The sequence below is a fragment of the Streptomyces sp. TM32 genome (assembly GCF_004122755.1).
Taxonomy (GTDB): Bacteria; Actinomycetota; Actinomycetes; order Streptomycetales; family Streptomycetaceae; genus Streptomyces; species Streptomyces sioyaensis.
The window spans coordinates 1-23,724 of sequence record NZ_SDIG01000001.1; the positions used below are offsets into that span (position 1 = coordinate 1).

The following is a 23,724-nucleotide window of genomic DNA, read 5'->3' on the forward strand; positions in this document are numbered from 1 at the left end:
GTCCGCCCCCGCCCCGCCTTCCCGCCCTCAGTGCCCCGACGTCGCCTTGAGCCCGACGACCGCCACCAGCAGCAGACCGATGAAGAAGATCCGGGCCGCGGTCACCGGCTCGCCGAGCAGCGTCATCCCGGCCACCGCCGCACCGGCCGCCCCGATGCCGACCCACACCCCGTAGGCGGTACCGATCGGCAGGGTCCGGGCCGCGTACGAGAGCAGCAGCATGCTGGCGACGATGCCCGCGCCGGTGCCCACACTGGGCCACAGCCTGGTGAACCCGTCGGTGAACCGCAGGCCGACCGACCAGCCGACCTCCAGCAGACCGGCGACCAGAAGCAGGATCCATGCCATGACGGCACCTCCGCGAAAAGAGCTTCAACAGGGGTGCGTCGTCTTGTCCTGACCCGGTACGGCGCGTCTCGTCGGGTGTCCCCCGACGCTAGCAAAGCGCAGCACGGCGGGCGGTGACCGAGGTCACCGCCCGCCGCCACCCCGCTTCAGGGGCCCTGCCGGAACTACGGGAGCACAGAGACGGAATCAGAGATACGGAATCAGAGATACAGCCCGGTCGCGTCCTCCGCGCCCTCCAGGCGCTCCGCGGCCACCGCATGCAGATCGCGCTCGCGCATCAGCACGTACGCCACGCCGCGCACCTCGACCTCGGCCCGGTCCTCCGGGTCGTACAGCACCCGGTCGCCCACCTCGACGGTCCGCACGTTCTGCCCGACCGCGACCACCTCGGCCCAGGCCAGGCGACGGCCGACCGCCGCGGTCGCGGGAATGACGATGCCCCCCGACGAGCGGCGCTCGCCCTCGGGGATGTCCGTCCGGACCAGCACACGGTCGTGCAGCATCCGGATCGGCAGCTTGTCGTGGGTGTCCTTGGTGTTATTCGGGCTCACGGCACGACCGTACCTGCCCGGCGCCGTCCGTCCCGCACCACGGGCGTCGCGGGGGCGCTCCGGAGCGTCCGCCGGACGGGGCCTACCGGCGCCGCCGCGTGCGCAGGACCAGCAGGCCGACCACGGCCACCCCGATCATCGCCACCGGAACGACCCGCTCCAGCCGCGGCGTCCCGTTCTCCGACACCAGCTGCGCTCGCACGTCCGACACCGCGCGATTGGCGGCCACATAGGCCCGCCCCGCCGTGCGGTCCACGGCCTCCGCCGCCTTCGCCTTCGCCTCATCCATGATCGTCTTCGGGTGCAGCCGCACACCGATCTCGTCGAGCGTGACGGCGAGCTCCTGCCGCCTGCGGACGATATCCGCCTCGATCTGCGCCGGGGTCCTGGCTTCCGCCACCGCGCTGCCTCCGTCGTCTCGCGCCGATGCGTACGGGGGCCGGGCACAGGGCCCCGTACGGAACCGGCCACCTCGCTGACTGCCGATTCGTGATGGACAGTCTGTCAGCTCCCACCCCCGGCTGCCCCACAGCACCCCCGTTTCGCGCCGCCCGGACTCCCGGGCCCGCACCGCCCGGCGGGGCTGGCTAATGTCGGAGCGTACGGATCCATGCCTGAGGAGAGACATGAGCGAGCGACTCCAGCCCGGCGACACCGCCCCCGCCTTCACCCTCCCCGACGCGGACGGCAAGCAGGTCTCGCTCGCCGACCACCGGGGCCGCAAGGTCATCGTGTACTTCTACCCGGCCGCCCTGACCCCCGGCTGCACCAAGCAGGCCTGCGACTTCACCGACAATCTCGACTTCCTCGCCGGCCACGGCTACGACGTCATCGGCATCTCCCCCGACAAGCCGGAGAAGCTCGCCACGTTCCGCGACAAGGAGGACCTGAAGGTCACCCTGCTCGGCGACCCGGACAAGACCGTGCTGACGGCCTACGGCGCCTTCGGCGAGAAGAAGCTCTACGGCAAGACCGTCACCGGCGTCATCCGCACCACCGTCGTCCTCGACGAGGACGGCACGGTCGAGCGCGCGCTCTACAACGTCAAGGCCACCGGCCACGTCGCCAAGATCATCAAGGATCTGGGGCTGTAGGCACCACACCCGACCGGGGAGCCCGTGAGGGCCCAGGCCCCGGGCCCCCTCACGGGCTCCCTCACGGATCGGTCGGGCACACCCTGCCCGCCCGCTCGGGCAGCTCCAGCACGGCCTCGGCGCCGCCCTCCGCGGCGGTGCCGAAGTCCAGCCGCGCGCCCAGCACTTGGGCCTGCCCGGCCGCGATCGTCAGCCCCAGACCGTGCCCCGTCCCGCGCTCCGGCGCCGCCGTACGGAACCGCCGCGGCCCCTCCGCGCACAGCTCCGCCGGATAGCCCGGACCGTGATCGCGCACCACGATCCGCGCACCCGCCACCACCACCTCGATCGGCGGCTTGCCGTGCTTGGCCGCGTTCGCCAGCAGATTCACCAGCACCCGCTCCACCCGGCGCCGGTCGGTCTCCACGATCCGCGGCTCGCCCTCCACGGTCACCGACACCTCGTCCACCCCGCGCTGCCGCGCCGCCCGCTGCACGATCCCGCGCACCAGCGACGGCAGCTCACAGGCGTCCAGATCCGCCCGCTCCACCCCCGCGTCGAGCCGGGAGACCTCCAGCAGATCCTCCACCAGTCGCCGCATCGCCTGCGCCCGGTCCCGCACCAGCTCCACCGCCCGCGGCTGCGGCAGCAACTCCGCCGCCGCCACCAGACCCGCCACCGGCGTCCGCAGCTCATGCGCCACGTCCGCGGTGAACTCCCGCTCCGCCTCCACCCGCGCCGCCAGCGACATCGCCATGTGGTGCACACTGCGGCCCAACTCGGCCACCTCGTCACGCCCCTGACTGGCCAGCGCGTCCGCGTCCGGCTCCGCACCCGCCGCGATCCGCCGCGCCGCCGCCGCACTCAGCCGCAGCCGCCGCGACAGCCGCTGCGACACGAACCACGACACCACGGCCATCAGCACGACCGTGCCGCACCCCGCGATCAACAACGCCCGGTCCAGCGCCAACTGCGAGGGATCGTCGTCCGGATACGGCGCCGACACCGACAGCGACCGCACCGGCCCACTCCCCGTGCCGTCACCGACCCCGGTCGCCGCCCACACCCGCGGGTCCTCACCGCCGCTGACATACGTCCCCGAACGCTTCTTGAACACCGCCTCACGCAACGGCGACGGCAGCGTCCCGTCGTCCAACTGCGCGCCCAGCGCCAGCGTGCCGTCCCGCTCGTAGATCTGCAGCGCCGAACTGAGCCGGTCGTCCTGATACGCCCGCGCCGACCGCTCCCGCTCCGCATCCGCTATGTGGTGCACGGAAAACCCGAGCACCACCACGGCCAGAGCCGTCATACAGGAAATGGCCAGGGCGATCCGGCCTCGAATGCCCATCACGCGAGGTTGTACATCTCCGTCGTGTCCCCGAGCGGCGTCGAGCCCTCGTACGTCACCTCCAGGCTGGTGAATGCCAGCCCGCCGTCGACCCGCTTCGGACCGTAGAGACGGAAGGTCGCCGGGAACCCGGCATCCGTCTCCGCCCCGGCGGCGGTCTTCTCCACCTGCACCACACCGACCCCCAACGCGTCCTTCGCGCCGTACTTCTTCCAGCTGATCCCGGTCGCGACCATCCCGACGTCCGTGCAGGTCAGCGTAATCACCCGCGGCTTGACCTCGGGCGCACCGATGCCGCAGTCACGCACGGTCGGCAGACCGTCCGAGGGCTTGCCGTCCTCCTTCACGTCCTGCACCGCCGCCGACGTCTTCGGCGCGGCATCCACCGCCGACGCCCGGTCCGAGGTCTGGCCGAGCCACACCCCACCGGCCGCCAGCGCCGTCACCACGGCAAAGGCCACCAGCGCCGTACGCCCGCGACCCCACCGGGGCCCTCCGCGGTCCGTCATCACGATCTCCTCCCGAGGACCAGGCCCCGCTCCCCCACCAGCAAACACGAATGCCGCGCCCGGCGCTGCCACTCTCCCGTCCCCTGGACACAAGCTGATTGCCCGAACACGGCGGTGACCGCGCGGCTGTGTACCAGTCCTGTAACAAGCCCTGTGAAACCCCTGGCGTGCCCCCATGAGAGCACTTTCGACCTCACACCGCGGTGCCCCGTACGGCGCAGCCGCGCGTGACGTACCTCGCTTCGTCCCGCCAGAGTGGTTTGATCCGCGCGCGATTGTGCAGGCGCACCTGTCGTATCCCGCGCGCGCCCGCGCGCTGACAGACCGAGAGGACCGCCTCGTGCCGACCGGCAGCACTGACGCCGCTCCCGACCAGGACCGGGAAGCGCGCAAGCGCCACCGGGTGCTCTTCCGTGCCGTCGCCCGGCGCAAGAACCCCAGACTGCGGCGCACCGACATCACCGTCACCGACGAACGCGTCGTCCGGCGCGCCGTGAAGGCGGCCGCGCTCGGCAACGCCATGGAATGGTTCGACTTCGGGATCTACAGCTATCTCGCGGTCACCATCGGCAAGGTGTTCTTCCCCGGCGGCAGCGACACCACCAGCCTGCTGTCGTCCTTCGCGACCTTCGCCGTGGCCTTCCTCGTACGCCCCCTCGGCGGCGCCTACTTCGGCCCCCTCGGCGACCGCATCGGCCGCAAGAAGGTCCTCGCCCTCACCATGATCATGATGGCGCTGGGCACCCTGTGCATCGGGCTGATCCCGTCCTACGCCGCCATCGGCTTCTGGTCCCCCGCCCTGCTCATCCTCTTCCGCCTGGTCCAGGGCTTCTCCACCGGCGGTGAGTACGGCGGTGCCTCCACCTTCATCGCCGAATACGCCCCCGACAAGAAGCGCGGCTACTTCGGCAGCTTCCTGGAGATGGGCACCCTCATCGGCTACACCGGCGCCGCCGGCATCGTGCTGCTGCTCAACACCACGCTCGGCGACGACGCCATGCTCAACTGGGGCTGGCGCCTGCCCTTCCTGATCGCCGGCCCGCTCGGCCTGGTGGGTCTCTACCTCCGGGTCAAGCTCGACGAGACCCCGGCCTTCCAGAAGTTCGAGGCCGCGCAGACCCACAGCGCCACCGGCTCCGTCGTCGAGGCCGAGGCCGAGTTCTCCCACCTCTCCGAGAACGCCCCGAAGAAGAAGATCAGCGAGATCTTCGCCCAGCAGTGGCCCACCCTCATCCTCTGCATCGCCCTGGTCGGCGCCTACAACATCGCCGACTACATGCTGCTGTCGTACATGCCGACCTACCTGACGGACACCCTCCACTACGAGGAGACCCACGGCCTGCTGATCCTCCTGGGCACCATGGTCGCCCTGATGTGCGTCCTCAGCACCGTCGGCAAGCTCAACGACCGCTACGGCCGCAGGCCCCTGCTGATGACCGGCATGCTCGGCTTCTTCGTCCTGGCGATCCCGTCCTTCCTCCTCGTCAAGCAGGGCAGCGTCCCCGCCGTCTGCGGCGGCATGGCCCTCCTCGGTCTCTCCCTGGTCTGCCTCCTGGGCACCATGTCCGCCGCCCTCCCCGCCCTCTTCCCCACCAACGTCCGCTACGGCTCCCTCTCCATCGGCTACAACCTGGCCGTCTCCCTCTTCGGCGGTACCACCCCCCTGGTGATCACCGCCCTGATGGACGCCTTCGGCCAGAACGTCATGGTGCCCGCCTACTACACGATGGGCGCCGCCCTCGTCGGCGTCATCGCCGTCGCCTGCATGAAGGAAACCGCCCAGCAGCCCCTCGAAGGCTCCCCACCCTCCGTGGCCACCAAGGAGGAGGCGGTGGAACTCATCACGTCCCAGACGGCGGAGCCGCGGTTCTGAGCCACGGGTCGCGCCGTGTACGGGCCTCGGGGATCCTTCCCCGAGGCCCTTTGCCCTTGCTCCATAACCCGCCGTAACCGCCCATGCGTTCGATCGTTGTTCCGTTCAAGAGAGCGCACGGGGCGGGCCTGGTGCGCGGGACGGGGAGAGCATGCCGGTCACAGGCGTTCACGAGTACGGCGCCGCGGAATCAACCCGGTCGGCGGGAATGGCGCCTCCGGACAGCACGGAATGCTTGGAGCCACCAGGACAGCACAGGTGGGCATAGCGCATGCCCACCGGATTCACGCCGACCGAGCTGGCAACGGCCGTCGCCGGGGCATCGAACTGGTCCGAGCTGATGCGTGGGCTCGGCCTGAGGATCAACGGTGGACAGCGACGGGTCCTCCAGCAGACGGTTGCCGCGTACGAGATCGACACCAGCCATTTCACACGGCGGAGCCCGTGGCGTAAGTACCCTGACGAAGCGATAGCCAGGGCCGTGGCATCGTCCACCACCCTGCACGAGGTCGCGCGGCAGCTGGGTGCCATCCCCGCCACCGGGACGCTCTCTCACCTGCGCCGGCGTATCGCGGCAGCCGGCATCGACACCGGGCACTTCCCGAGCCTGGGCCGCTCCAGGCCTGAACTCCCGTGCACGCCGGACGAGGTACGCGCGGCCGCCGCAGAGGCAACCAGCGTTCGAGCCTTGGCCCGTGCTCTCGGCATCTCTGACGACAGCCGCACACGCGCCGCGCTACGGCGTCTGCTCGCCGAACTCGGCGTGGACACCGGGCACTTCGCCTACCAACGCCGCCCGCTGCCCGAAGACCGCCTGCGCGAGGCGGTGGCCGCCGCCACGAGCTACGCAGACGTCATGCGAGCGCTCGCGCTGCCCGTGAACGACGCGAGTCATCGCCGTATCCACCGCAAGGTCGTACAACTCCGGCTGGATGTATCGCATTTCAAACGGAGGTCACGACGCGCCGCCCTTCCGCCACCCACCAAGCCCCTCGCCGTCCAGGTACTGTGCGTGCGCCCCGAGGGCTCACCTCGCGTCAACCGCGAGCGGCTGCACCGCGCGCTCGGCGAAATCGGCATCCCCTACGAGTGCGCCTCCTGCGGAAACCCCGGTGAATGGCGAGGTCGGCCCATCACTCTGCAGATCGACCACATCAACGGCAGTTGGCGCGACAATCGCGCCGGGAATCTCCGCTATTTGTGCCCCAATTGCCATGCGCTCACCGACACGTGGTGCCGCAACCGAAGAGGCCGGAACCAACCAGAAGTGCCGTCGGGTACCTGATCCCCCGAGATGTCGAGCCCGCTACTATGGCAGATGACCAGCGGCCGTTGCTGAATTGGTATAAGCGCGACACTTAGGATGTCGTGGGAGAAATCCCATGTGGGTTCGAGTCCCACCGGCCGCACATCTGAAAGGCCTGCGAATCGAAGGTTCGGTTCGCAGGCCGTTTTCGTGCGTACAGGCTCGGAGCTACCGCCTCAGCCCAACAACTCCCGCACCACCGGTGCCAGTGCCCGGAAGGCCTTGCCGCGGTGGCTGATGGCGTTCTTCTCGTCGGGGGTCAGTTCGGCGCAGGTGCGGGTGTCGCCGAGGGGCTGGAGGATCGGGTCGTAGCCGAAGCCGCCGGTGCCGGTGGGGGTGTGGCGCAGGGTGCCCTCAAGGGTGCCCTCGACGACGCGCTGGGTGCCGTCGGGGAGGGCCAGGGCCGCGGCGCAGGCGAAGTGGGCGGCGCGGTGGTCGTCGGCGATGTCGGCGAGCTGGGCGAGGAGCAGATCGAGGTTGGCGCGGTCGTCGCCGTGCCGGCCGGCCCAGCGGGCGGAGAAGATGCCGGGGGCGCCGCCGAGGACGTCGACGCAGAGGCCGGAGTCGTCGGCGACGGCGGGGTGGCCGGTGGCCTGGGCGAGGGCATGGGCCTTGAGCAGTGCGTTCTCGGCGAAGGTGACGCCGGTTTCCTTGACGTCGGGGACGTCGGGGTAGGCGTCGGCGCCGACGAGTTCGACGCGGAGCTCGGCCGCGTCGAGGATGGCGCGGAGCTCGTTGATCTTGCCGGCGTTGCGGGTGGCGAGGATCAGGCGCTGGGGTGCGGGCTCAGGGCCGGTGTGAGGCTGCATGGGCAGTGATTATCCCGGTGTGCAGATCCCGGCCGTGTCCCCGGGTCACAGGGGAAGCGGGTCGCAGGGGGGTGGGCGCGGGCCCTCCCCTCCCCCCTGCGGTCGTGCTTCAGAGTGTGCGGGCCAGCGCCTCCCGCTGGGTGGCGTCGAGTGTGGCGCAGCCGGCGACGGCGAGGTCGAGGAGGGCGTTGAGCTCGTCGCGGGCGAAGGGCTCGGCCTCGGCGGTGCCCTGGACCTCGACGAAGCGGCCGTCGCCGGTGCAGACGACGTTCATGTCGGTTTCGGCGCGGACGTCCTCTTCGTAGCAGAGGTCGAGGAGGGGGGTGCCGTCGACGATGCCGACGCTGACCGCGGAGACGGTGCCGGTGAGGGGCTTGCGGCCGTGGCGGATGAGCTTTTTGCCCTGGGCCCAGGTGATGGCGTCGGCGAGGGCGACATAGGCGCCGGTGATGGCGGCGGTGCGGGTGCCGCCGTCGGCCTGGAGGACGTCGCAGTCCAGGACGATGGTGTTCTCGCCGAGGGCCTTGTAGTCGATGACGGCGCGCAGCGAGCGGCCGATGAGGCGGCTGATCTCGTGGGTGCGGCCGCCGATCTTGCCGCGTACGGATTCGCGGTCGCCGCGGGTGTTGGTGGAGCGGGGCAGCATCGAGTATTCGGCGGTGACCCAGCCTTCGCCGGTGCCCTTGCGCCAGCGGGGGACGCCTTCGGTGACGGATGCGGTGCAGAAGACTTTGGTGTCGCCGAAGGAGATGAGGACGGAGCCTTCGGCGTGCTTGCTCCAGCCGCGTTCGATGGTGACCGGGCGGAGTTGTTCGGGGGTGCGGCCGTCGATGCGAGACATGGCGTAGACCCTATCGGCAACGTGAGGGCCCCACTCCGGGCGGTGGATCCGTCCGGTGCGGGGCCTTCGGGGAGGCGCGCTGAGCGGGGCTCAGGTCGTCACATCAGGTCTTCGATCTCGGCGGCGATGGGGTCGGCGTCGGTGCCGATGACGACCTGGATCGCGGTGCCCATCTTGACGACGCCGTGGGCGCCTGCGGCCTTGAGGGCGGCCTCGTCGACGAGGGAGGGGTCGACGACCTCGGTGCGGAGGCGGGTGATGCAGCCCTCGACCTCTTCGATGTTGTCGAGTCCGCCGAGCCCGGCGACGATCTTCTCAGCCTTGCTGGCCATGTCCACTCCTGCTTGTCTCGGCCGCCGACGGTTCCGCCGGGCGGTTTCACACCGTAACGCACGTTCGGCCCAACTATGTGGGCGTTTGTCCGCTGTGTGACGAAGGATGGCGATCACCGGAGTGCGCGCCGGACGGCCCGGACGGACCTGCCGGAACGCACCCACAAGTGGTCTACACCACCAGTATGCGGCAAGCACCAGGGCGGTTGTCGACGGGCCGACTGCCGGGAGGACACCGATGAGTTCGAACGCAGCGGCGGCGGCACCGAAGAGGCACTGGGGAGCCAACCTCTTCCAGGGGCTGCAGAAGATGGGACGCAGTCTGCAGTTGCCGATTGCCGTACTGCCCGCTGCGGGAATTCTCAATCGTCTCGGGCAGCCGGACGTGTTCGGCGCGGACGGGCTGGGCTGGGACGCGGTCGGCAAGGTCTTCGCGGCCGCGGGCGGCGCCCTGCTGGATTCGGGGCTCGGGCTGCCGCTGCTGTTCTGCATCGGTGTGGCGATCGGTATGGCCAAGAAGTCGGACGGGTCGACGGCGCTGGCGGCGGTGGCCGGATTCCTCGTCTACTTCTCGGTGATGCACGCGTTCCCGGCGGGCTGCGCCGCGGGGCAGACGTACACCCAGGCCGGCCTGTGGAGCGGGGTGTGCGTCGACAAGACGCTGACCGTGACGCAGGCCTCCTTCCAGAACCCGGGGGTGTTCGGCGGCATCGTCATGGGGTTTCTGTCCGCCTGGCTGTGGCAGCGCTTCCACCGGGTGAAGCTGGTGGACTGGCTGGGGTTCTTCAACGGCCGCCGGCTGGTCCCGATCATCATGGCCTTCGTCGGGCTGGTCTTCGCGGTGCTGTGCCTGTTCGTCTGGCAGCCGATCGGTGACGCGCTGACGAGCTTCAGCGAGTGGCTGACGGGGCTGGGGTCGTGGGGCGCCGGGCTCTTCGGCGTCGCCAACCGCGCGCTGCTGGTGATCGGCCTGCACCAGTTCCTGAACACCTTCGTCTGGTTCCAGTTCGGCAGCTTCACGAAGCCGGACGGCACGGTGGTGCACGGCGATATCAACCGGTTCCTGGCGGGTGACCCGACGGCGGGGCAGTTCACCACGGGGTTCTTCCCGATCATGATGTTCGCGCTGCCGGCCGCGGCGCTGGCGATCGCGCACTGTGCCAAGCCGCACCGCCGCAAGGAGATCGCCGGCATGATGCTGTCGGTCGGCCTGACCTCGTTCGTGACGGGCGTGACCGAGCCGATCGAGTACTCGTTCCTGTTCGTCGCGCCGGTGCTGTACGTGATCCATGCCGTGCTGACGGGTGTGTCGATGGCGGTGAGCTGGGGTCTGGGCGTGCACGACAGCTTCAGTTTCTCGGCGGGCCTGATCGACTACGTCATCAACTGGGGGCTGGCGACCAAGCCCTGGCTGATCATTCCCATCGGCCTGTGTTTCGCGCTGGTCTATTACGCCCTCTTCCGCTTCGTGATCACGAAGTTCAACATGTCGACGCCCGGCCGGGAGCCGGATGAGGTGGGGGACGCGATGGAGCGGGAGAACGTGAAGTAGGGGCCGGCGGAGCCGGGAGCCACCCGGGGGCGAGCGAAGAGCACGCAGGGCCAGGAACCCCATCGCGGTCGTCAACTTGCCTGGAAGCGGCGGGAGTTGTGCGGGTGCGCCCCCGGTTACCCGGCCCGTCCCGACGTACCGAGCGGCCCGAACGAGCCCGAACGGCCCGGAGCCGGTACCGCCGCCCCGCCCCGTCCTGGTGCGTCACCGTGCGGCGGGCGCCGCTGCCCGTCACCCGCAGCCCGCCGACACCCCGGCCGTTACCGGCCTTGCGGGCGCTTCACGGGGATTCCGTTGCGGCGAACCACCGTGTAAGAATGGTCTAAACCACTGACCGGTATAGACCAGGAGACCAGTGGGCCCCCACCGAGTCCCCGCCTCACCAGGAGGAATCCGATGAGTTCGGCCACCGCGACAGCGGCCCCCGAGAAGAAAGGCCGCGGCGCCGGCGCCATGGCAGTGGCCCAACGCATCGGCCGCAGCCTGATGCTACCGATCGCCACCCTGCCCGCGGCGGCGCTGATGGTGCGGCTCGGCCAGCCGGACATGCTCGGCCGGGAAGCGTTCCCCGCGTTCCTGAACAAGATCGCCGAGTTCATGGCGGCCGGTGGCGGCGCCCTGCTCGACAACATGCCGATGCTCTTCGCCGTGGGCATCGCGATCGGCTTCGCGAAGAAGTCCGACGGCTCCACCGCCCTGGCCGCGGTCGTCGGTTACCTGGTCTTCAGCAAGGTCCTCGGCACCTTCCCGGACAGCAACCTCCCCACCGTCCAGAAGATCGTCGACGGGAAGATAACCGATGCCGCCCCGCCGGTGGACGCGGGAGTGCTGGGCGGCGTCGTGATGGGCATCGTGGTCGCGCTGCTCTACCAGCGCTACAGCCGCAAGAAGCTTCCCGACTGGCTCGGCTTCTTCGGCGGCCGCCGCCTCGTGCCGATCCTCGCCGCCTTCGCCGGCCTGGTCATCGGCATCCTCTTCGGCTACATCTGGCCCGTGCTCGGCGCCGGTCTGCACAGCTTCGGCGCCTGGCTCGTCGGTTCGGGCGCGGTGGGCGCCGGTATCTTCGGTGTCGCCAACCGCGCCCTGATCCCGGTCGGCATGCACCACCTGCTGAACTCCTTCCCGTGGTTCCAGGCCGGTGACTACCACGGCAAGCACGGCGATATCGCCCGCTTCCTGGCCCATGACCCCTCGGCCGGACAGTTCATGACCGGCTTCTTCCCGATCATGATGTTCGCGCTGCCGGCCGCCTGCCTGGCGATCGTGCACTGCGCCCGGCCCGAGCGCCGCAAGGTCGTCGGCGGCATGATGCTCTCCATCGCGCTGACCGCCTTCGTCACCGGCGTCACCGAGCCGATCGAGTTCACCTTCATGTTCATCGCCCCGGTGCTGTACGCCATCCACGCGGTGCTCACCGGTGTCTCGATGGCGCTGACCTGGGCCCTGGGGATGAAGGACGGGTTCGGCTTCTCGGCCGGCGCGATCGACTTCCTGCTGAACCTCGGTATCGCCACCAAGCCCTGGCTGCTCGCCCTGATGGGGCTGGTCTTCGCGGCGCTGTACTACGCGGTGTTCCGGTTCGCGATCATCAAGTTCAATCTCCCGACCCCTGGACGCGAGTCCGAGGAGGAGGTCGCCGCGGAGGAGAAGGCCCAGTACAAGGGCTGACCCCGGCAGGTCCGCAGCGCAACGGCGAGGGCCCCCGGAGACCGTACGGTTTCCGGGGCCCGCCCGCTTCAGATCTCGTAGATCGCGCCGGCCTTGGCGACCTCGACCGGCCCGTCGTAGACCTTCTGGGCGTCGCGGATGCTGATGTCCGGATCGGTCCACGGCGGGATGTGGGTCAGCACCAGCCGCCCCGCGCCGGCCCGCCGGGCGGCCTCGCCGGCCTCCCGCCCGTTGAGGTGCAGATCCGGGATGTCTTCCTTGCCGTAGGTGAAGGACGCCTCGCACAGGAAGAAGTCGGTACCCGCGGCGAGGATCTCCAGCGCGTCGCAGGGGCCGGTGTCCCCGGAGTACGTCAGCGACCTGCCGCCGTGTTCGACCCGGACGCCGAAGGCCTCCACGGGGTGGCTGACCCGCTCCGTACGGATCGTGAACGGCCCGATGGTGAAGGTGCCCGGGGACAGGGTGCGGAAGTCGAAGACCTCGCTCATCGCGCCGTCGTACGGAAGGTCGGCGTGCGCCACGGTCAGCCGGCGCTCGGTTCCGGCCGGGCCGTAGACCGGCATCGGCGCGCACCGTCCGCCGTCCGGACGGTAGTAGCGCACGACGAAATAGCCGCACAGGTCGATGCAGTGGTCGGCATGCAGGTGCGACAGGAGTACGGCATCCAGGTCATAGAGGCCGGTGTGGCGCTGCAGCTCACCCAGGGCGCCGTTGCCCATGTCGAGGAGCAGCCTGAAGCCGTCGGCCTCCAGGAGGTAGCTCGAACAGGCCGATTCCATCGAAGGGAACGACCCCGAGCATCCGACGACAGTGAGCTTCATACGGGCGTGAACCTCCGTGGGCGGGGGCGGCGGTCAGGCGCCTCCCTTCGCTCTCGCGCGGTGGAGAGCTTGGGGAAGGATCCATGCGGGGCTTCCCGGCGGGGCCCTGCCGGGTTTTGCCGGGTCCTTGGCAGTCTGTGCGGTGCCCACGAGCGTAAGGCGCAATGGGGGCTGTGGCTCCTCCAGCGGGGCGAGCTGTGGGCGGAATCACCAGTCCGGGCTGACGCCCCGTACGCCCGTACGCAGTGGCCGCTGTCACTGCCCCGTCCACGTCTGCCGCCCCCGGCTACCGACTACCGCGGGCGCCCGGGATGTACCGGGGCGCCCGGGGGCTCGCATTCGTTCCGGCACGCCCGAGCGTGTCGCCCGTCACCCGGGGTGTCGCCCGTCGCCCGGCGTGCCGCGACCCCGCTCCGCGGGCCTGTCCGACCCTGACCCGTCGGACAGGCCCAGGGGCCCTACGCCCAGAGCTGCCCGTGCAGCGTTTCGATCGCCGCCTCGGTGGACTCGGCGGTGTACACGCCCGTGGAGAGGTACTTCCAGCCGCCGTCGGCGACGACGAAGACGATGTCGGCGTTCTCCCCCGCCTTGACGGCCTTCTTGGCTACGCCGATCGCGGCATGCAGTGCCGCGCCGGTGGAGACGCCCGCGAAAATGCCTTCCTCGGCGAGGAGTTCGCGGGTGCGGCGGACCGCGTCCTCGGAGCCGACCGAGAAGCGGGTGGTGAGTACGGACTCGTCGTAGAGCTCGGGGATGAAGCCCTCGTCGAGGTTGCGCAGACCGTAGACCACGTCGTCATAGCGCGGCTCGGCGGCGACGATCTGGACGCCCGGGACATGCTCGCGCAGGTACCGGCCGACGCCCATCAGGGTGCCGGTGGTGCCCAGACCGGCCACGAAATGGGTGACGGAGGGGAGGTCGGCGAGGATCTCGGGGCCGGTGGTGGCGTAGTGCGCACCGGCGTTGTCGGGGTTGCCGTACTGGTAGAGCATCACCCAGTCGGGGTGCTCGGCGGCCAGCTCCTTGGCGACCCGTACGGCCGTGTTGGAGCCGCCCGCCGCGGGCGAGGAGATGATCTCCGCGCCCCACATGGCGAGCAGCTCCCGCCGCTCGGACGAGGTGTTCTCCGGCATCACGCACACGATGCGGTAGCCCTTGAGCTTGGCCGCCATGGCGAGCGAGATGCCGGTGTTGCCGCTGGTGGGCTCCAGGATGGTGCAGCCGGGGGTGAGCCGGCCGTCCTTCTCGGCCTGCTCGACCATGTGCAGCGCGGGCCGGTCCTTGATCGAACCCGTGGGGTTGCGGTCCTCCAGCTTCGCCCAGATACGGACGTCGTCGGAGGGCGAGAGGCGCGGAAGGCGGACGAGAGGGGTGTTCCCGACCGCCGCCAGCGGGGAGTCGTACCGCACGTCACACCATTCCGCCGGCCACCGCCGGGAGGATCGTCACGTTGTCGCCGTCGGCGAGCTTGGTGGAGATGCCTTCCAGGAAGCGGACGTCTTCGTCGTTGAGGTAGACGTTCACGAAGCGACGCAGCTGCTCGCCCTCGACGAGGCGCTCACGGATGCCGGTGTGCCGGCTCTCCAGGTCGCTGAAGAGGTCGGCGAGGGTCTCTCCGCTGCCCTCGACGGCCTTCTGGCCGTCGGTGTAGGTGCGCAGGATGGTCGGGATTCGGACCTCGATGGCCATGGAGTGCTCCAGTCGGAGTGCGGGGTGGGGGCTGTGCTCCCGGGTGCACGGCGTACGGCGTGCCGGGAGGGCGTCGGGTGACGCGGGAAGTGCGGGGTGCCGGGACGCGCGCCGCGCCCGGGGCAGGCCGGGTCAGGCGGCGGCGCAGCGCGGACAGATCGCGCTGGAAAGACGGCACAGATCGACGTGCAGCCGTGCGGCTCCGCAGCCGAACGCGCCCAGCAGAGCAGATGCGGAGCGACGCGTGGCGAGCGGAGCGAGCAGCAGCATGCCCGGCCTCTTTTCGCTCACGTCAGGGTCAACCATGCGGTCATCGTATCGATTCCCGGTCCGGGTATTGGAACCTCGTCCCATGATGCGGACGATTGGTGTACGCCAGGTGGGACGCGCTCAGGCGTACGCCGCCACGACCTCGACCTCTTCCTCGGTCACCGTGCCGTCGACGATACGGAACGACCGGAACTGGAACGGCCCGGCGTCGTCGGTGTCCGCGGTGGATACCAGGACATAGTGGGCGGCCGGCTCGTTGGCGTAGGAGATGTCGGTGCGCGAGGGGTAGGCCTCGGTGGCGGTGTGCGAGTGGTAGATGATCACCGGCTCCTCGTCCCGGTCGTCCATCTCCCGGTAGAGCTTGAGCAGGTCGGCGGAGTCGAATTCGTAGAACGTGGGCGAGCGGGCGGCGTTCAGCATCGGGATGAACCGCTCGGGGCGGCCGCTGCCGGCCGGGCCCGCGACCACGCCGCAGGCCTCGTCGGGGTGGTCCTGCCGGGAGTGCTCGACGATCTGGTCGTACAGGGCCTTGGTGAGGGTCAGCATGGCGCCAAGGATAAGAGGCGCCCGCGGAGCCCTCGGCCGAGGGTGGCGGCGGGCGACGGACGGGCAGCGGGCCCGTACGTACCGAAGACTGGTACGTACGGGCCCGCATGCTGGACCGACGGGGGTTTACCCGTTCCTTCCGGGGTGCTGCCTCAGCTCTTGGCGTCCTCGGCGGGGGACTCCTGGGCCGCCGTGCCGGCCGCCAGGGCGGCGTCGCGCCGCTTGATGCAGAGGTAGCCGACGCCCAGGATCAGCGCCCAGAGGGGAGCCGCGTAGAGCGAGATCCGGGCGTCCGGGTCGGCACCCATCATCACGATCACCATGGCGATGAAGGCCAGCGCGAAGATCGAGGTGTAGGGGCTGCCGGGGGCCTTGAACTCGGACTCCGGCAGCTCACCGCGGTTCGCCTTGGCGCGGTAGCGCAGCTGCGAGGCCAGGATGACGATCCACGCCCACATGCCGGAGATGGTGGCGAAGGAGACGACGTAGTTGAACGCGTCACCGGGCCACTGGTAGTTGATGTAGACGCCGAACAGCATCATCGCGACCGAGACGCCGGTGCCCCAGGTGGGCAGGCCGTTCTTGCTGAGCTTGGTGAAGAACTTCGGGCCCTGGCCGTTGAGCGCGAGGTCGCGCAGCATCCGGCCGGTGGAGTACATACCGGAGTTGGCCGAGGAGAGCGCGGCGGTCAGCACGACGAAGTTGACGATGCCGGCACCGGCCGGCAGGCCGATCTGCTGGAAGGCGGCCACGAAGGGGCTGACGCCCGGCTTGAAGACCGTCCAGCTGACGACGGACAGGATGATGATCAGCGCACCGATGTAGAAGAGGCCGATCCGCCACGGCACGGTGTTGATCGCCTTGGGCAGGACCTTCTTCGGGTCGGTCGCCTCGCCCGCGGTGACGCCGACGAGCTCGACGGCGAGGAAGGCGAACATCACGATCTGCAGCGTCATCAGCGTGCCGCCGATGCCCTTGGGGAAGAAGCCGCCGTGGGACCACAGGTTGGTGAAGGACGCGGTGTCACCGGCGTTGGAGAAGCCGAGGGTGATCACGCCGAGGCCGATCAGGATCATGCCGACGATCGCGGTGACCTTGACCATCGAGAACCAGAATTCCAGCTCACCGAAGATCTTCACGGAGATCAGGTTGATACCGAAGAGCGCGACGGTGAAGACCAGCGCTGCGGCCCATTGCGGTATGCCCTTGTTCCAGTACTGCACGTACGTGGCCGCGGCGGTCACTTCGGTGATACCGGTGACGACCCAGAACAGCCAGTACGTCCAGCCGGTCACGAAGCCGACGAAGGGGCCGAGGAATTCCCGCGCGTACTCCGAGAAGGAGCCGGAGACGGGCCGGTACATGAGCAGTTCGCCCAGGGCCCGCATGATGAAGAAGATGACCAGACCGACGATGGCGTAGGCGAGGATGATGCTCGGCCCGGCCATCGAGATCGCTTTACCGGCTCCGAGGAAGAGACCCGTACCGATGGCGCCGCCGATGGCGATCATCTGGATCTGACGGTTTCCCAGTCCCCGCTGATAGCCCTCCTCGGGGGCCTGATCAGCTGCCTCGTTGCCGTCGTGTTGCTTGTCGACCTGCACAGAGGTCATGTGTGGTGCGCCTTTCTCCATACCGACCCGGTCTGTCCGGATCGGGTCCCGATCCCCCCCGGATGGAGTCCTGCACGCCGACGGTCGGCCGGCCGAGCGCTCCCGCAGCGACAGGGGTGGCGTCACTCACGGCAGGTCGTGAACATCTAACACGACGCCCAGAAGATCGCCTAGGGATGGCGTGAACCGCACCACGAGGAAAAGGGGACAAACCCAGCAAGTGGCCGCAACTCGCTGGGTGGTGGTGATGCGATCGTTATGCGGATTTGAGCATCCGCTGAGCGAACACTGCGTGAACTACCGGGGCGATACGCCCGGATTTCACCCCATCAGTGACTCGACCAGAGTCTCCTGGAGGCCGCCGAGCCAGAGGTAGGCCATCACCATCGGCTTGCGAGGATCACTGTCCGGCAGCCGCAGCAGCTCGCCGCCGTCCTCCTCATCGGTCACTTCAAGCCGCGTTCCGATGGCCAGCCTGAGGTCGTTGAGGGCCCCCAGCCACTGCCGGCACTCCTCGGGCTTCAGCCGCAGCTCCGCGCTGCCACCGCCGGTCGGTGCCAGCGTGTCCAGCGCGCGGATCAGCGCGAGGGCGTCCTCGCGCTTGCGGGAGCGCAGATCGTTCTCGGTGTAGCGGCGGAATTCGGCGGAGGCGGCGCGGACGTCGTCGTCGGGGACGAGGTCGGGGCCGCCGTAGGCGTCGGGGAAGAGGCGGGCCAGGACCGGGTCGGCGGGCGGTTCGCTGGGTCCGTCGTTGAAGATCGACGCCAGCAGGTCGTCGCCCTCGCGCTCCCCGGCCTCCTCGCCCGGGCCGATCAGCTCCATCAGCTGGACGGCGAGGCTGCGCAGGATGGAGATCTCGACCTCGTCGAGGGGGACCGATGCACCGCCGTCGGGCAGCGGCTCGAAGTGCCCGGTCATCGGCGGTCCTGCTGAAGGGTCGCCCACAGGCCGTAGCCGTGCATGGCCTGCACGTCGCGCTCCATTTCCTCGCGGCTGCCGCTGGAGACCACCGCGCGCCCCTTGTGATGGACGTCGAGCATCAACTGGTGTGCCTTGTCCTTGGAGTAGCCGAAGTACGTCTGGAAGACGTAGGAGACATAGCTCATGAGGTTGACGGGGTCGTTGTGGACGATCGTGACCCACGGGAGGTCGGGCTCGGGGACCTCGAAGGGAGCCTCGCTCGACTCGGGACGCTCGGTCTCGACCGGGACACTGAGGGTGCAGTGGTGCGGCCGGAGCGTGTTCGTGGGTGACGGGTGGGCGCTCACAGGCCCCATGCTGCCACCCGGGGACCTGCGACGCACAAATGCCCCTCGCGCGGGCCGCGTCGGCGGGCCGCGGTCGCCCGCCGACAGGGGCCCCGGGAGGCCCGCACCCCGCTATCGTCAAAGTGACGAGTATTGGAGGTAGCATCATCTCCATGAACACAGCAGACCTGGGGCTGCCGGTGGCCGTGCCGTCGACTGCGCTCTTCACCGACCAGTACGAACTCACCATGCTGCAGGCCGCGTTGCGGTCCGGCACCGCGGACCGGCGCTCGGTCTTCGAGGTCTTCACCCGCCGGCTGCCCGAGGGCCGCCGGTACGGCGTGGTGGGCGGCACCGGCCGGGTGCTGGACGCGGTGGAGAACTTCCGCTTCGACGAAACGATCCTCGGCTTTCTGCGCGAGCGCGGCATCCTCGACGAGCCGACCCTCGACTGGCTGGCCGGCTTCCGCTTCCGCGGCGACATCTGGGGCTACCCGGAGGGCGAGGTCTACTTCCCCGGCTCCCCCGTCATGCGGGTCGAGGGCACCTTCGCCGAGGCGGTGCTGCTGGAGACGGTGATCCTCTCGATCCTCAACCACGATTCGGCGGTGGCCGCGGCCGCCTCCCGGATGGCGGTGGCGGCCGGCGACCGCCCGCTGATGGAGATGGGCGCCCGCCGTACCCACGAGCTGGCGGCGGTGGCCGCGGCCCGGGCCGCCTACGTCGGCGGCTTCCACACCACCTCCGACCTGGCCGCCGGCTTCCGGTACCACATCCCCACCGTCGGCACGAGCGCGCACGCCTTCACCCTGCTGCACGACACCGAGCGGGACGCCTTCACCGCACAGGTCGACACCCTCGGCAGCGGCACGACCCTGCTCGTGGACACCTTCGACGTCGCCGAGGCGGTGCGCACCGCCGTGGAGGTGGCCGGGCCCGGCCTCGGTGCCGTACGGATCGACTCCGGCGATCTGCTGCTGATCGCCCACCGGGTGCGCCAGCAGCTGGACGAGCTGGGCGCCACCAAGACCAAGATCGTGGTGACCAGCGATCTGGACGAGTACGCCATCGCCTCGCTGGCCGCCGCCCCGGTGGACGCCTACGGCGTCGGCACCCAGCTGGTGACCGGCAGCGGGCACCCGACCTGCTCGATGGTCTACAAGCTGGTCGCCCGCGCCGACAGCGACGAGCCGGGGGCCCCGCTGCGGCCGGTGGCGAAGAAGTCGATGGGCGCCAAGAGCTCGCTCGGCGGCCGTAAGTGGGCGGCGCGCCGGCTGGACGCGGAGGGTGTCGCCGAGGCCGAGGTCATCGGCACCGGGCCGGTCCCGGCGGAGCTGGCCGACCGGCAGCTGCTGGTGCCGCTGGTGAGCGGCGGCACCGTGGTGGCCCGCGAGCCGCTGGACGCCGCCCGCGACCGGCACATCGCCGCCCGCGACCAGCTGCCGCTGTCGGCGACCCAGCTCTCCCGGGGCGAGGCCGTGCTGCCCACCGAATACGTCTGACCGGGGGCGTCCGAGCCGCCCGCGGCGGAGCGCCGGCGGCCGCGGTGCGCCGGGGCGGCGGCCGGGCTCCGCCCCACTCCCACATTGCCCCGCCAGTGGCTACCCTCGGTCACACCACCACACCACACTCCGGGCCGGTCCCCCGATTCCCAGCCGGAAGGCACGCACCATGCACCGGGCATTGATCGTCGTTGATGTGCAGAACGACTTCTGCGAGGGCGGCAGCCTCGCGGTGGCGGGGGGTGCGGATGTCGCGGCGGCCATCACCGATCTGGTGGGCCAGGCGGCCGGCGGCTGCTACCGCTACGTCGTGGCCACCCGTGATCACCACATCGACCCGGGCGACCACTTCTCCGACCACCCGGACTACGAGCATTCCTGGCCGGTGCACTGTGTGGCCGGCACGGAGGGCAGCGGCTTCCACCCCAATTTCGCCCCGGCGCTCGCCTCCGGCGCGATCGACGCGGTCTTCGACAAGGGCACCCACTCCGGGGCGTACAGCGGCTTCGAGGGCCAGGACGAGAACGGCACCCCCCTCGCGGACTGGCTGCACCGGCACGACGTGACCGAGGTCGACGTGGTCGGCCTCGCCACCGACCACTGCGTACGCGCCACCGCCCTGGACGCGGTCCGTGCCGGGCTGCGCACCCACGTCCTGCTGGATCTGACGGCCGGCGTGGCCGCGCACACCACCGAGCGGGCGCTGGCGGAGCTGCGCGCGGCGGGCGCCGAGCTGACCGGGAAGCCGGTGCTCCGCGGCGGCTGACACCCACCGGGGCGTTGCGCCGGCGGGTGTCGCAGCGGGCGTCACGGCGGCCCTGGGCGGGCGCCCTCCGGGCCGCGCGCCCTACCCCGCGGCCCGGTAGTCGGCAGCGGGCGCCGGGTGGATCTGTGGTCGCATCAGCGCCCGTATCGGGTGCCACGACTCGGTGTCGTCCTCCGGGGTCTCGCGCCAGACCACCCCGTCGGGGTGGTGCAGGACGGCCGTGATCTCGTCGGGCGTGGGTGGCTCGGTGTTGCCGCGCAGGTAGACCCTGCGCAGCCCGAGGTTGCGCAGCCTGGTCAGGGCGCGCTGGCGATTCACCGCATGGACCAGCACCCGGACCCGGCACCCGCAGTCGTACGGGCCGGGCCGCGGGCCGTGCGCCGGCCTGGGCAGTGAGAGGGCGACCACCACGCTCCCTCCAGGGAGCCTGATGTAACCGCCACCGGACTTGGTCATTTCTCCCCCGTGAGACTTCGCGTCAACAAGGAACTGTAGAACGCATCTAAACGCTAATCGGCCGCCGCCCGCTAGGGGGCAACGGCCGAATAGCATCTGACCTGGGGCTTTACCTTCTACTTACCTGCCGGGCCCACCTGAATCGTCACCGTGGAGCCGTCCCGGGCCTCCTTGAGGATCTTGATCCGGGTGTTGGTGTCAGGAACGATCACGCCACCGGTCGGGTTGGTCTTGTCGTAGTAGACCCCGTGCCGGTCGTCGAAGAGCGTGACGCCCTTCTTCGAGGCGATCTTGACCGGCGTGCCGTCCCGGTGGAGGGTCAGCGCGTCGGTCGGGAACCGCGTGAAGGTCGAGTCGTAGCTCTGGAAGCGGTTGCGCATCAGCTTGCCGTCGGCCCAGTGCTCGGCCTTGGGGTGCGCGTCGACCGGCAGGATCTGCCCGTAGCCGGGGTGCTGGCCGACGTTGTTGTCCGGCTGCGAGGTGTCCCACAGCCAGATCAGCACACCGTTCTGGTACGGGAAGTGCTCCACCCAGTCCGGCTTGGCCGTGGTCCAGCCGAAGTTGTACGGGCCGACCTTGAGGGTCTTGTCGTACGACACGTACTGGCGGTTCTCGGCGATGTAGTACTGCGGGTAGGACTTGGTGAACGAGGCCCCGATCCGCGAGAAGCCCTTGCTGGTCCAGCCGTTGTCGCCGCTCTCGGCGTTGTCGCTGAACAGCGGCGTGCCGTCGGCGGTGACGCTGACGGTGTCGGCCGCGAAGCCCTTGCCGTTGGTGCCGCCGTCGGTCTGGTAGCGGAAGCGCAGGTCGATCTTCTTGCCCGCGTAGGCGTCCAGCGGGTAGGCGAGGTCCTGGTAGGCGGCCACGGTGCCGGTCAGGGCGGGCTTGTCGCTGCCGTCGCGCGCAATGGGCTTGCCGCCCGCGGTGCCGTCCAGCGCGGTCCAGTTGTTGCCGCCGTCGGTCGAGACCTCGGCGTAGAGGTAGTCGTAGTCCTTCTCGATGTCCCACCAGCCCTTGAGGCCCAGGGACGCCTTGGACTTACCGGTGAGGTCCACCTGCCGGGTCAGGGTGTTCTTCAGGTCGTCGCCCCGGCCGCTCCACCACTGGTGGGAGCCCTCGGCGGGCTGCACGACGTCGGTCTTGACCTGCTTGGCGGGCAGGTTGACGACCACGGCCTGCTTGTTCTTGGTGTTGTACTCCGAGAAGCCCAGCTTGTAGGAGGACTTGGACGCGGCCTTCGCCTTGCCGTAGTTGAGCCAGCCCAGCTGCAGCTTGTCCCAGGCGCTCATGTCACCGGGCAGGTTGCCGATGCTGTCCTTGCCGGTACCGAGCCAGGAGCCGCCCGACATCAGCGACCAGAAGTCCACGGAGGATTCGCCGGTGCCGGAGGTGTCGTACTCGTCCGGCAGGCCCAGGTCGTGACCGTACTCATGGGCGAAGACGCCGAGTCCGCCGTTCTCCGGCTGCATCGTGTAGTCGCCGACCCAGATGCCGGTGTCGCCGATCTGGGTGCCGCCCGCCTTGTTGGCACCCGGGCCGGTCTTGCCCGCGTCGGTGCCGTAGGCGTACCAGCGGTGTGCCCACAGAGCGTTGGTCTTCTGGACGCCGCCGCCGGCGGACTCGTCCTCGCCGGCGTGCACGATCTGGAAGTGGTCGATGTAGCCGTCGGGCTCGTTGAAGTTGCCGTCGCCGTCGTGGTCGTAGCGGTCCCACTGGTCGTACTTGGCGAGGTCGGCCTTGATCTGGGCGTCGGTACGGCCCTTGGCCTTCTGGTCCTTGGCCCACTGGTTGACGCCGTCGCGGATCAGGTCCCAGACGTTGTTGCAGTTGTGCTGGCCGCAGTAGTTGGAGCCGTAGCGGGCCTCGTTCGAGTCGACCTTGACCCAGTCGGAGACCTCGCCGTTGACCGAGTAGCGGCCCGAGGACTGCTTCTCGTAGTACTTCGCCAGCGACTGCTTCTTCTTGTCGTGGGAGAAGTACAGGTCCTGGAAGTGCTTCTGGTCGAAGTCCTTCTGCCAGGCTGTGCTGTTGTCCTTGGTACGGTCCGGCTGGGCTATCTGGTTGTGCGCCGGGCCGGGGTCGCCGCCGTACTTCTTCACCGGCGGCAGCGGGCCGTCGCCGTCCGGGTCGAACATCGTGGTGTTGTCGACCTTGTCGCCGAAGTCCACCAGGATCGTGAAGATCTTGTCGGTCTTCTTCCGGGCCAGCTCGACGTACTTGCTCTTGCCGAGCTTGACGACCGCGGAACCGCCCCGCTCGGTCGGCTTGGCGTCACCGGCGAGGACCTGCTGGAGGGCTTCCTTGCGCTCGGCCGCCTGCCGGTCGCTGAACGGGCCCTTGAGGTCGTGGGCCACGGTCCGCTCAGGGGCCGGGTCATGGCGCCTGGCGACGGGCGACGGACCCTGCGGGTCGGCCGAAGCCACCCCCGAAGACAAAGCGGCCGCCCCGATCGCAGCAATTGCCGTGGCCAGGGCGGCCGATCTGAACACCGTTCTCTGCTGTCTCACTTGGCGCTGTCCTCCCCTTAGACCGGTCACTGTTCGAGGGCATTCGACCGGAAGTACGGGGAAAAAGACAGATCTTGACTTGAGCACGACAGCGAAG

At 69.6% G+C, this 23,724-nt stretch carries 25 protein-coding genes, 1 tRNA gene and 1 riboswitch; of the genes, 8 read left to right on the plus strand and 18 right to left on the minus strand.

Translation table 11 applies throughout. From position 1 onward, the window contains the following. Positions 1 to 27: 27 nt before the first annotated feature. The 3 genes from EST92_RS00005 to EST92_RS00015 form a co-directional block, all read right to left on the minus strand. Entirely contained in the window at positions 28 to 348 is a 321-nt protein-coding gene (locus EST92_RS00005; protein ID WP_129245616.1) for a multidrug efflux SMR transporter, read from the minus strand. Positions 349 to 380: 32 nt separating this feature from the next. Further along, positions 381 to 440, minus strand: a riboswitch (guanidine-III (ykkC-III) riboswitch). Between the two features lie 108 nt (positions 441 to 548). After that, positions 549 to 851 (minus strand): co-chaperone GroES, encoded by a 303-nt coding sequence (locus EST92_RS00010; protein WP_048828920.1) that lies wholly within the window; start codon positions 849 to 851, stop codon positions 549 to 551. Between the two features lie 130 nt (positions 852 to 981). Continuing rightward, positions 982 to 1,299, minus strand: coding sequence for a DUF3618 domain-containing protein (locus EST92_RS00015; protein ID WP_129245618.1), 318 nt, complete (start codon positions 1,297 to 1,299; stop codon positions 982 to 984). A 226-nt stretch (positions 1,300 to 1,525) separates the two neighbouring features. Here EST92_RS00015 and bcp point away from each other — a divergent pair, with 226 nt between their 5' ends. After that, positions 1,526 to 1,993: a thioredoxin-dependent thiol peroxidase gene (bcp, locus tag EST92_RS00020; protein ID WP_129278926.1), complete on the plus strand. Its 468-nt coding sequence runs from the start codon at positions 1,526 to 1,528 to the stop codon at positions 1,991 to 1,993. 61 nt (positions 1,994 to 2,054) lie between these two features. Here bcp and EST92_RS00025 read toward each other — a convergent pair whose 3' ends face one another. Beyond that, the gene (locus EST92_RS00025) at positions 2,055 to 3,320 is read right to left on the minus strand and encodes a HAMP domain-containing sensor histidine kinase (RefSeq protein WP_129278927.1); all 1,266 of its coding nucleotides are present in this window, start codon (positions 3,318 to 3,320) and stop codon (positions 2,055 to 2,057) included. Further along, the gene (locus EST92_RS00030) at positions 3,320 to 3,829 is read right to left on the minus strand and encodes a hypothetical protein (protein ID WP_129278928.1); all 510 of its coding nucleotides are present in this window, start codon (positions 3,827 to 3,829) and stop codon (positions 3,320 to 3,322) included. The genes EST92_RS00025 and EST92_RS00030 overlap by 1 nt, the downstream gene beginning before the upstream one ends. 340 nt (positions 3,830 to 4,169) lie before the next feature. Between EST92_RS00030 and EST92_RS00035 the strand changes: the two genes are divergently transcribed. From EST92_RS00035 to EST92_RS00045, 3 genes are all read left to right on the plus strand, one after another. Beyond that, on the plus strand, positions 4,170 to 5,702 hold the full coding sequence (locus EST92_RS00035) for an MFS transporter (protein ID WP_129278929.1): 1,533 nt from the start codon (positions 4,170 to 4,172) through the stop codon (positions 5,700 to 5,702). Positions 5,703 to 5,973: 271 nt separating this feature from the next. Beyond that, entirely contained in the window at positions 5,974 to 6,987 is a 1,014-nt protein-coding gene (locus EST92_RS00040) for an HNH endonuclease signature motif containing protein (protein ID WP_129278930.1), read from the plus strand. Between the two features lie 40 nt (positions 6,988 to 7,027). After that, positions 7,028 to 7,111, plus strand: a tRNA-Leu gene (locus EST92_RS00045). 73 nt (positions 7,112 to 7,184) lie between these two features. Here the strand turns inward: EST92_RS00045 and rdgB are convergent. The 3 genes from rdgB to EST92_RS32520 all read right to left on the minus strand — a co-directional run bounded on the left by rdgB (position 7,185) and on the right by EST92_RS32520 (position 9,188). After that, positions 7,185 to 7,817, minus strand: coding sequence for an RdgB/HAM1 family non-canonical purine NTP pyrophosphatase (rdgB, locus tag EST92_RS00050; RefSeq protein WP_129278931.1), 633 nt, complete (start codon positions 7,815 to 7,817; stop codon positions 7,185 to 7,187). A gap of 109 nt (positions 7,818 to 7,926) precedes the next feature. Next, positions 7,927 to 8,658 carry a ribonuclease PH gene (gene rph / locus EST92_RS00055; protein ID WP_129245634.1) on the minus strand — a complete coding sequence of 244 codons (732 nt, stop codon included), beginning with the start codon at positions 8,656 to 8,658 and terminating at the stop codon, positions 7,927 to 7,929. Between the two features lie 98 nt (positions 8,659 to 8,756). Beyond that, on the minus strand, positions 8,757 to 9,188 hold the full coding sequence (locus EST92_RS32520; protein WP_275540834.1) for a PTS glucose/sucrose transporter subunit IIB: 432 nt from the start codon (positions 9,186 to 9,188) through the stop codon (positions 8,757 to 8,759). A gap of 40 nt (positions 9,189 to 9,228) precedes the next feature. Here EST92_RS32520 and EST92_RS00065 point away from each other — a divergent pair, with 40 nt between their 5' ends. Beyond that, entirely contained in the window at positions 9,229 to 10,542 is a 1,314-nt protein-coding gene (locus tag EST92_RS00065; RefSeq protein ID WP_129278932.1) for a PTS transporter subunit EIIC, read from the plus strand. Positions 10,543 to 10,938: 396 nt separating this feature from the next. Then, entirely contained in the window at positions 10,939 to 12,210 is a 1,272-nt protein-coding gene (locus EST92_RS00070) for a PTS transporter subunit EIIC (protein ID WP_129278933.1), read from the plus strand. A 68-nt stretch (positions 12,211 to 12,278) separates the two neighbouring features. Here EST92_RS00070 and EST92_RS00075 read toward each other — a convergent pair whose 3' ends face one another. The 8 genes from EST92_RS00075 to clpS all read right to left on the minus strand — a co-directional run bounded on the left by EST92_RS00075 (position 12,279) and on the right by clpS (position 18,417). Next, positions 12,279 to 13,031 carry an MBL fold metallo-hydrolase gene (locus tag EST92_RS00075; protein WP_093483429.1) on the minus strand — a complete coding sequence of 251 codons (753 nt, stop codon included), beginning with the start codon at positions 13,029 to 13,031 and terminating at the stop codon, positions 12,279 to 12,281. A gap of 458 nt (positions 13,032 to 13,489) precedes the next feature. Then, on the minus strand, positions 13,490 to 14,440 hold the full coding sequence (locus tag EST92_RS00080; protein WP_129278934.1) for a cysteine synthase: 951 nt from the start codon (positions 14,438 to 14,440) through the stop codon (positions 13,490 to 13,492). Between the two features lies 1 nt (position 14,441). Beyond that, positions 14,442 to 14,720, minus strand: coding sequence for a MoaD/ThiS family protein (locus EST92_RS00085; RefSeq protein WP_129278935.1), 279 nt, complete (start codon positions 14,718 to 14,720; stop codon positions 14,442 to 14,444). A gap of 132 nt (positions 14,721 to 14,852) precedes the next feature. Beyond that, a complete protein-coding gene (locus EST92_RS00090; protein WP_329150806.1) occupies positions 14,853 to 15,026 on the minus strand; it encodes a putative leader peptide in 174 nt (57 codons plus the stop codon). An 84-nt stretch (positions 15,027 to 15,110) separates the two neighbouring features. Next, positions 15,111 to 15,536 carry a M67 family metallopeptidase gene (locus tag EST92_RS00095; RefSeq protein ID WP_129245644.1) on the minus strand — a complete coding sequence of 142 codons (426 nt, stop codon included), beginning with the start codon at positions 15,534 to 15,536 and terminating at the stop codon, positions 15,111 to 15,113. A gap of 152 nt (positions 15,537 to 15,688) precedes the next feature. Continuing rightward, on the minus strand, positions 15,689 to 17,149 hold the full coding sequence (locus tag EST92_RS00100) for an amino acid permease (RefSeq protein WP_129278936.1): 1,461 nt from the start codon (positions 17,147 to 17,149) through the stop codon (positions 15,689 to 15,691). 321 nt (positions 17,150 to 17,470) lie between these two features. Then, positions 17,471 to 18,067 (minus strand): DUF2017 domain-containing protein, encoded by a 597-nt coding sequence (locus EST92_RS00105; RefSeq protein ID WP_129278937.1) that lies wholly within the window; start codon positions 18,065 to 18,067, stop codon positions 17,471 to 17,473. Next, the gene (clpS, locus tag EST92_RS00110) at positions 18,064 to 18,417 is read right to left on the minus strand and encodes an ATP-dependent Clp protease adapter ClpS (RefSeq protein WP_129245651.1); all 354 of its coding nucleotides are present in this window, start codon (positions 18,415 to 18,417) and stop codon (positions 18,064 to 18,066) included. Before clpS ends, EST92_RS00105 begins: the two co-directional genes overlap by 4 nt. 152 nt (positions 18,418 to 18,569) lie before the next feature. Between clpS and EST92_RS00115 the strand changes: the two genes are divergently transcribed. Both EST92_RS00115 and EST92_RS00120 read left to right on the plus strand, forming a co-directional pair. Further along, entirely contained in the window at positions 18,570 to 19,898 is a 1,329-nt protein-coding gene (locus EST92_RS00115) for a nicotinate phosphoribosyltransferase (protein WP_129278938.1), read from the plus strand. A 169-nt stretch (positions 19,899 to 20,067) separates the two neighbouring features. Next, the gene (locus tag EST92_RS00120; RefSeq protein WP_129278939.1) at positions 20,068 to 20,664 is read left to right on the plus strand and encodes an isochorismatase family protein; all 597 of its coding nucleotides are present in this window, start codon (positions 20,068 to 20,070) and stop codon (positions 20,662 to 20,664) included. Positions 20,665 to 20,745: 81 nt separating this feature from the next. Here the strand turns inward: EST92_RS00120 and EST92_RS00125 are convergent, their stop codons facing one another. Together EST92_RS00125 and EST92_RS00130 are read right to left on the minus strand one after the other, a co-directional pair. Then, positions 20,746 to 21,120 (minus strand): hypothetical protein, encoded by a 375-nt coding sequence (locus EST92_RS00125; RefSeq protein WP_040899147.1) that lies wholly within the window; start codon positions 21,118 to 21,120, stop codon positions 20,746 to 20,748. Between the two features lie 116 nt (positions 21,121 to 21,236). Continuing rightward, the gene (locus EST92_RS00130) at positions 21,237 to 23,627 is read right to left on the minus strand and encodes an immune inhibitor A domain-containing protein (protein ID WP_129278940.1); all 2,391 of its coding nucleotides are present in this window, start codon (positions 23,625 to 23,627) and stop codon (positions 21,237 to 21,239) included. Between the last annotated feature and the right edge of the window lie 97 nt (positions 23,628 to 23,724).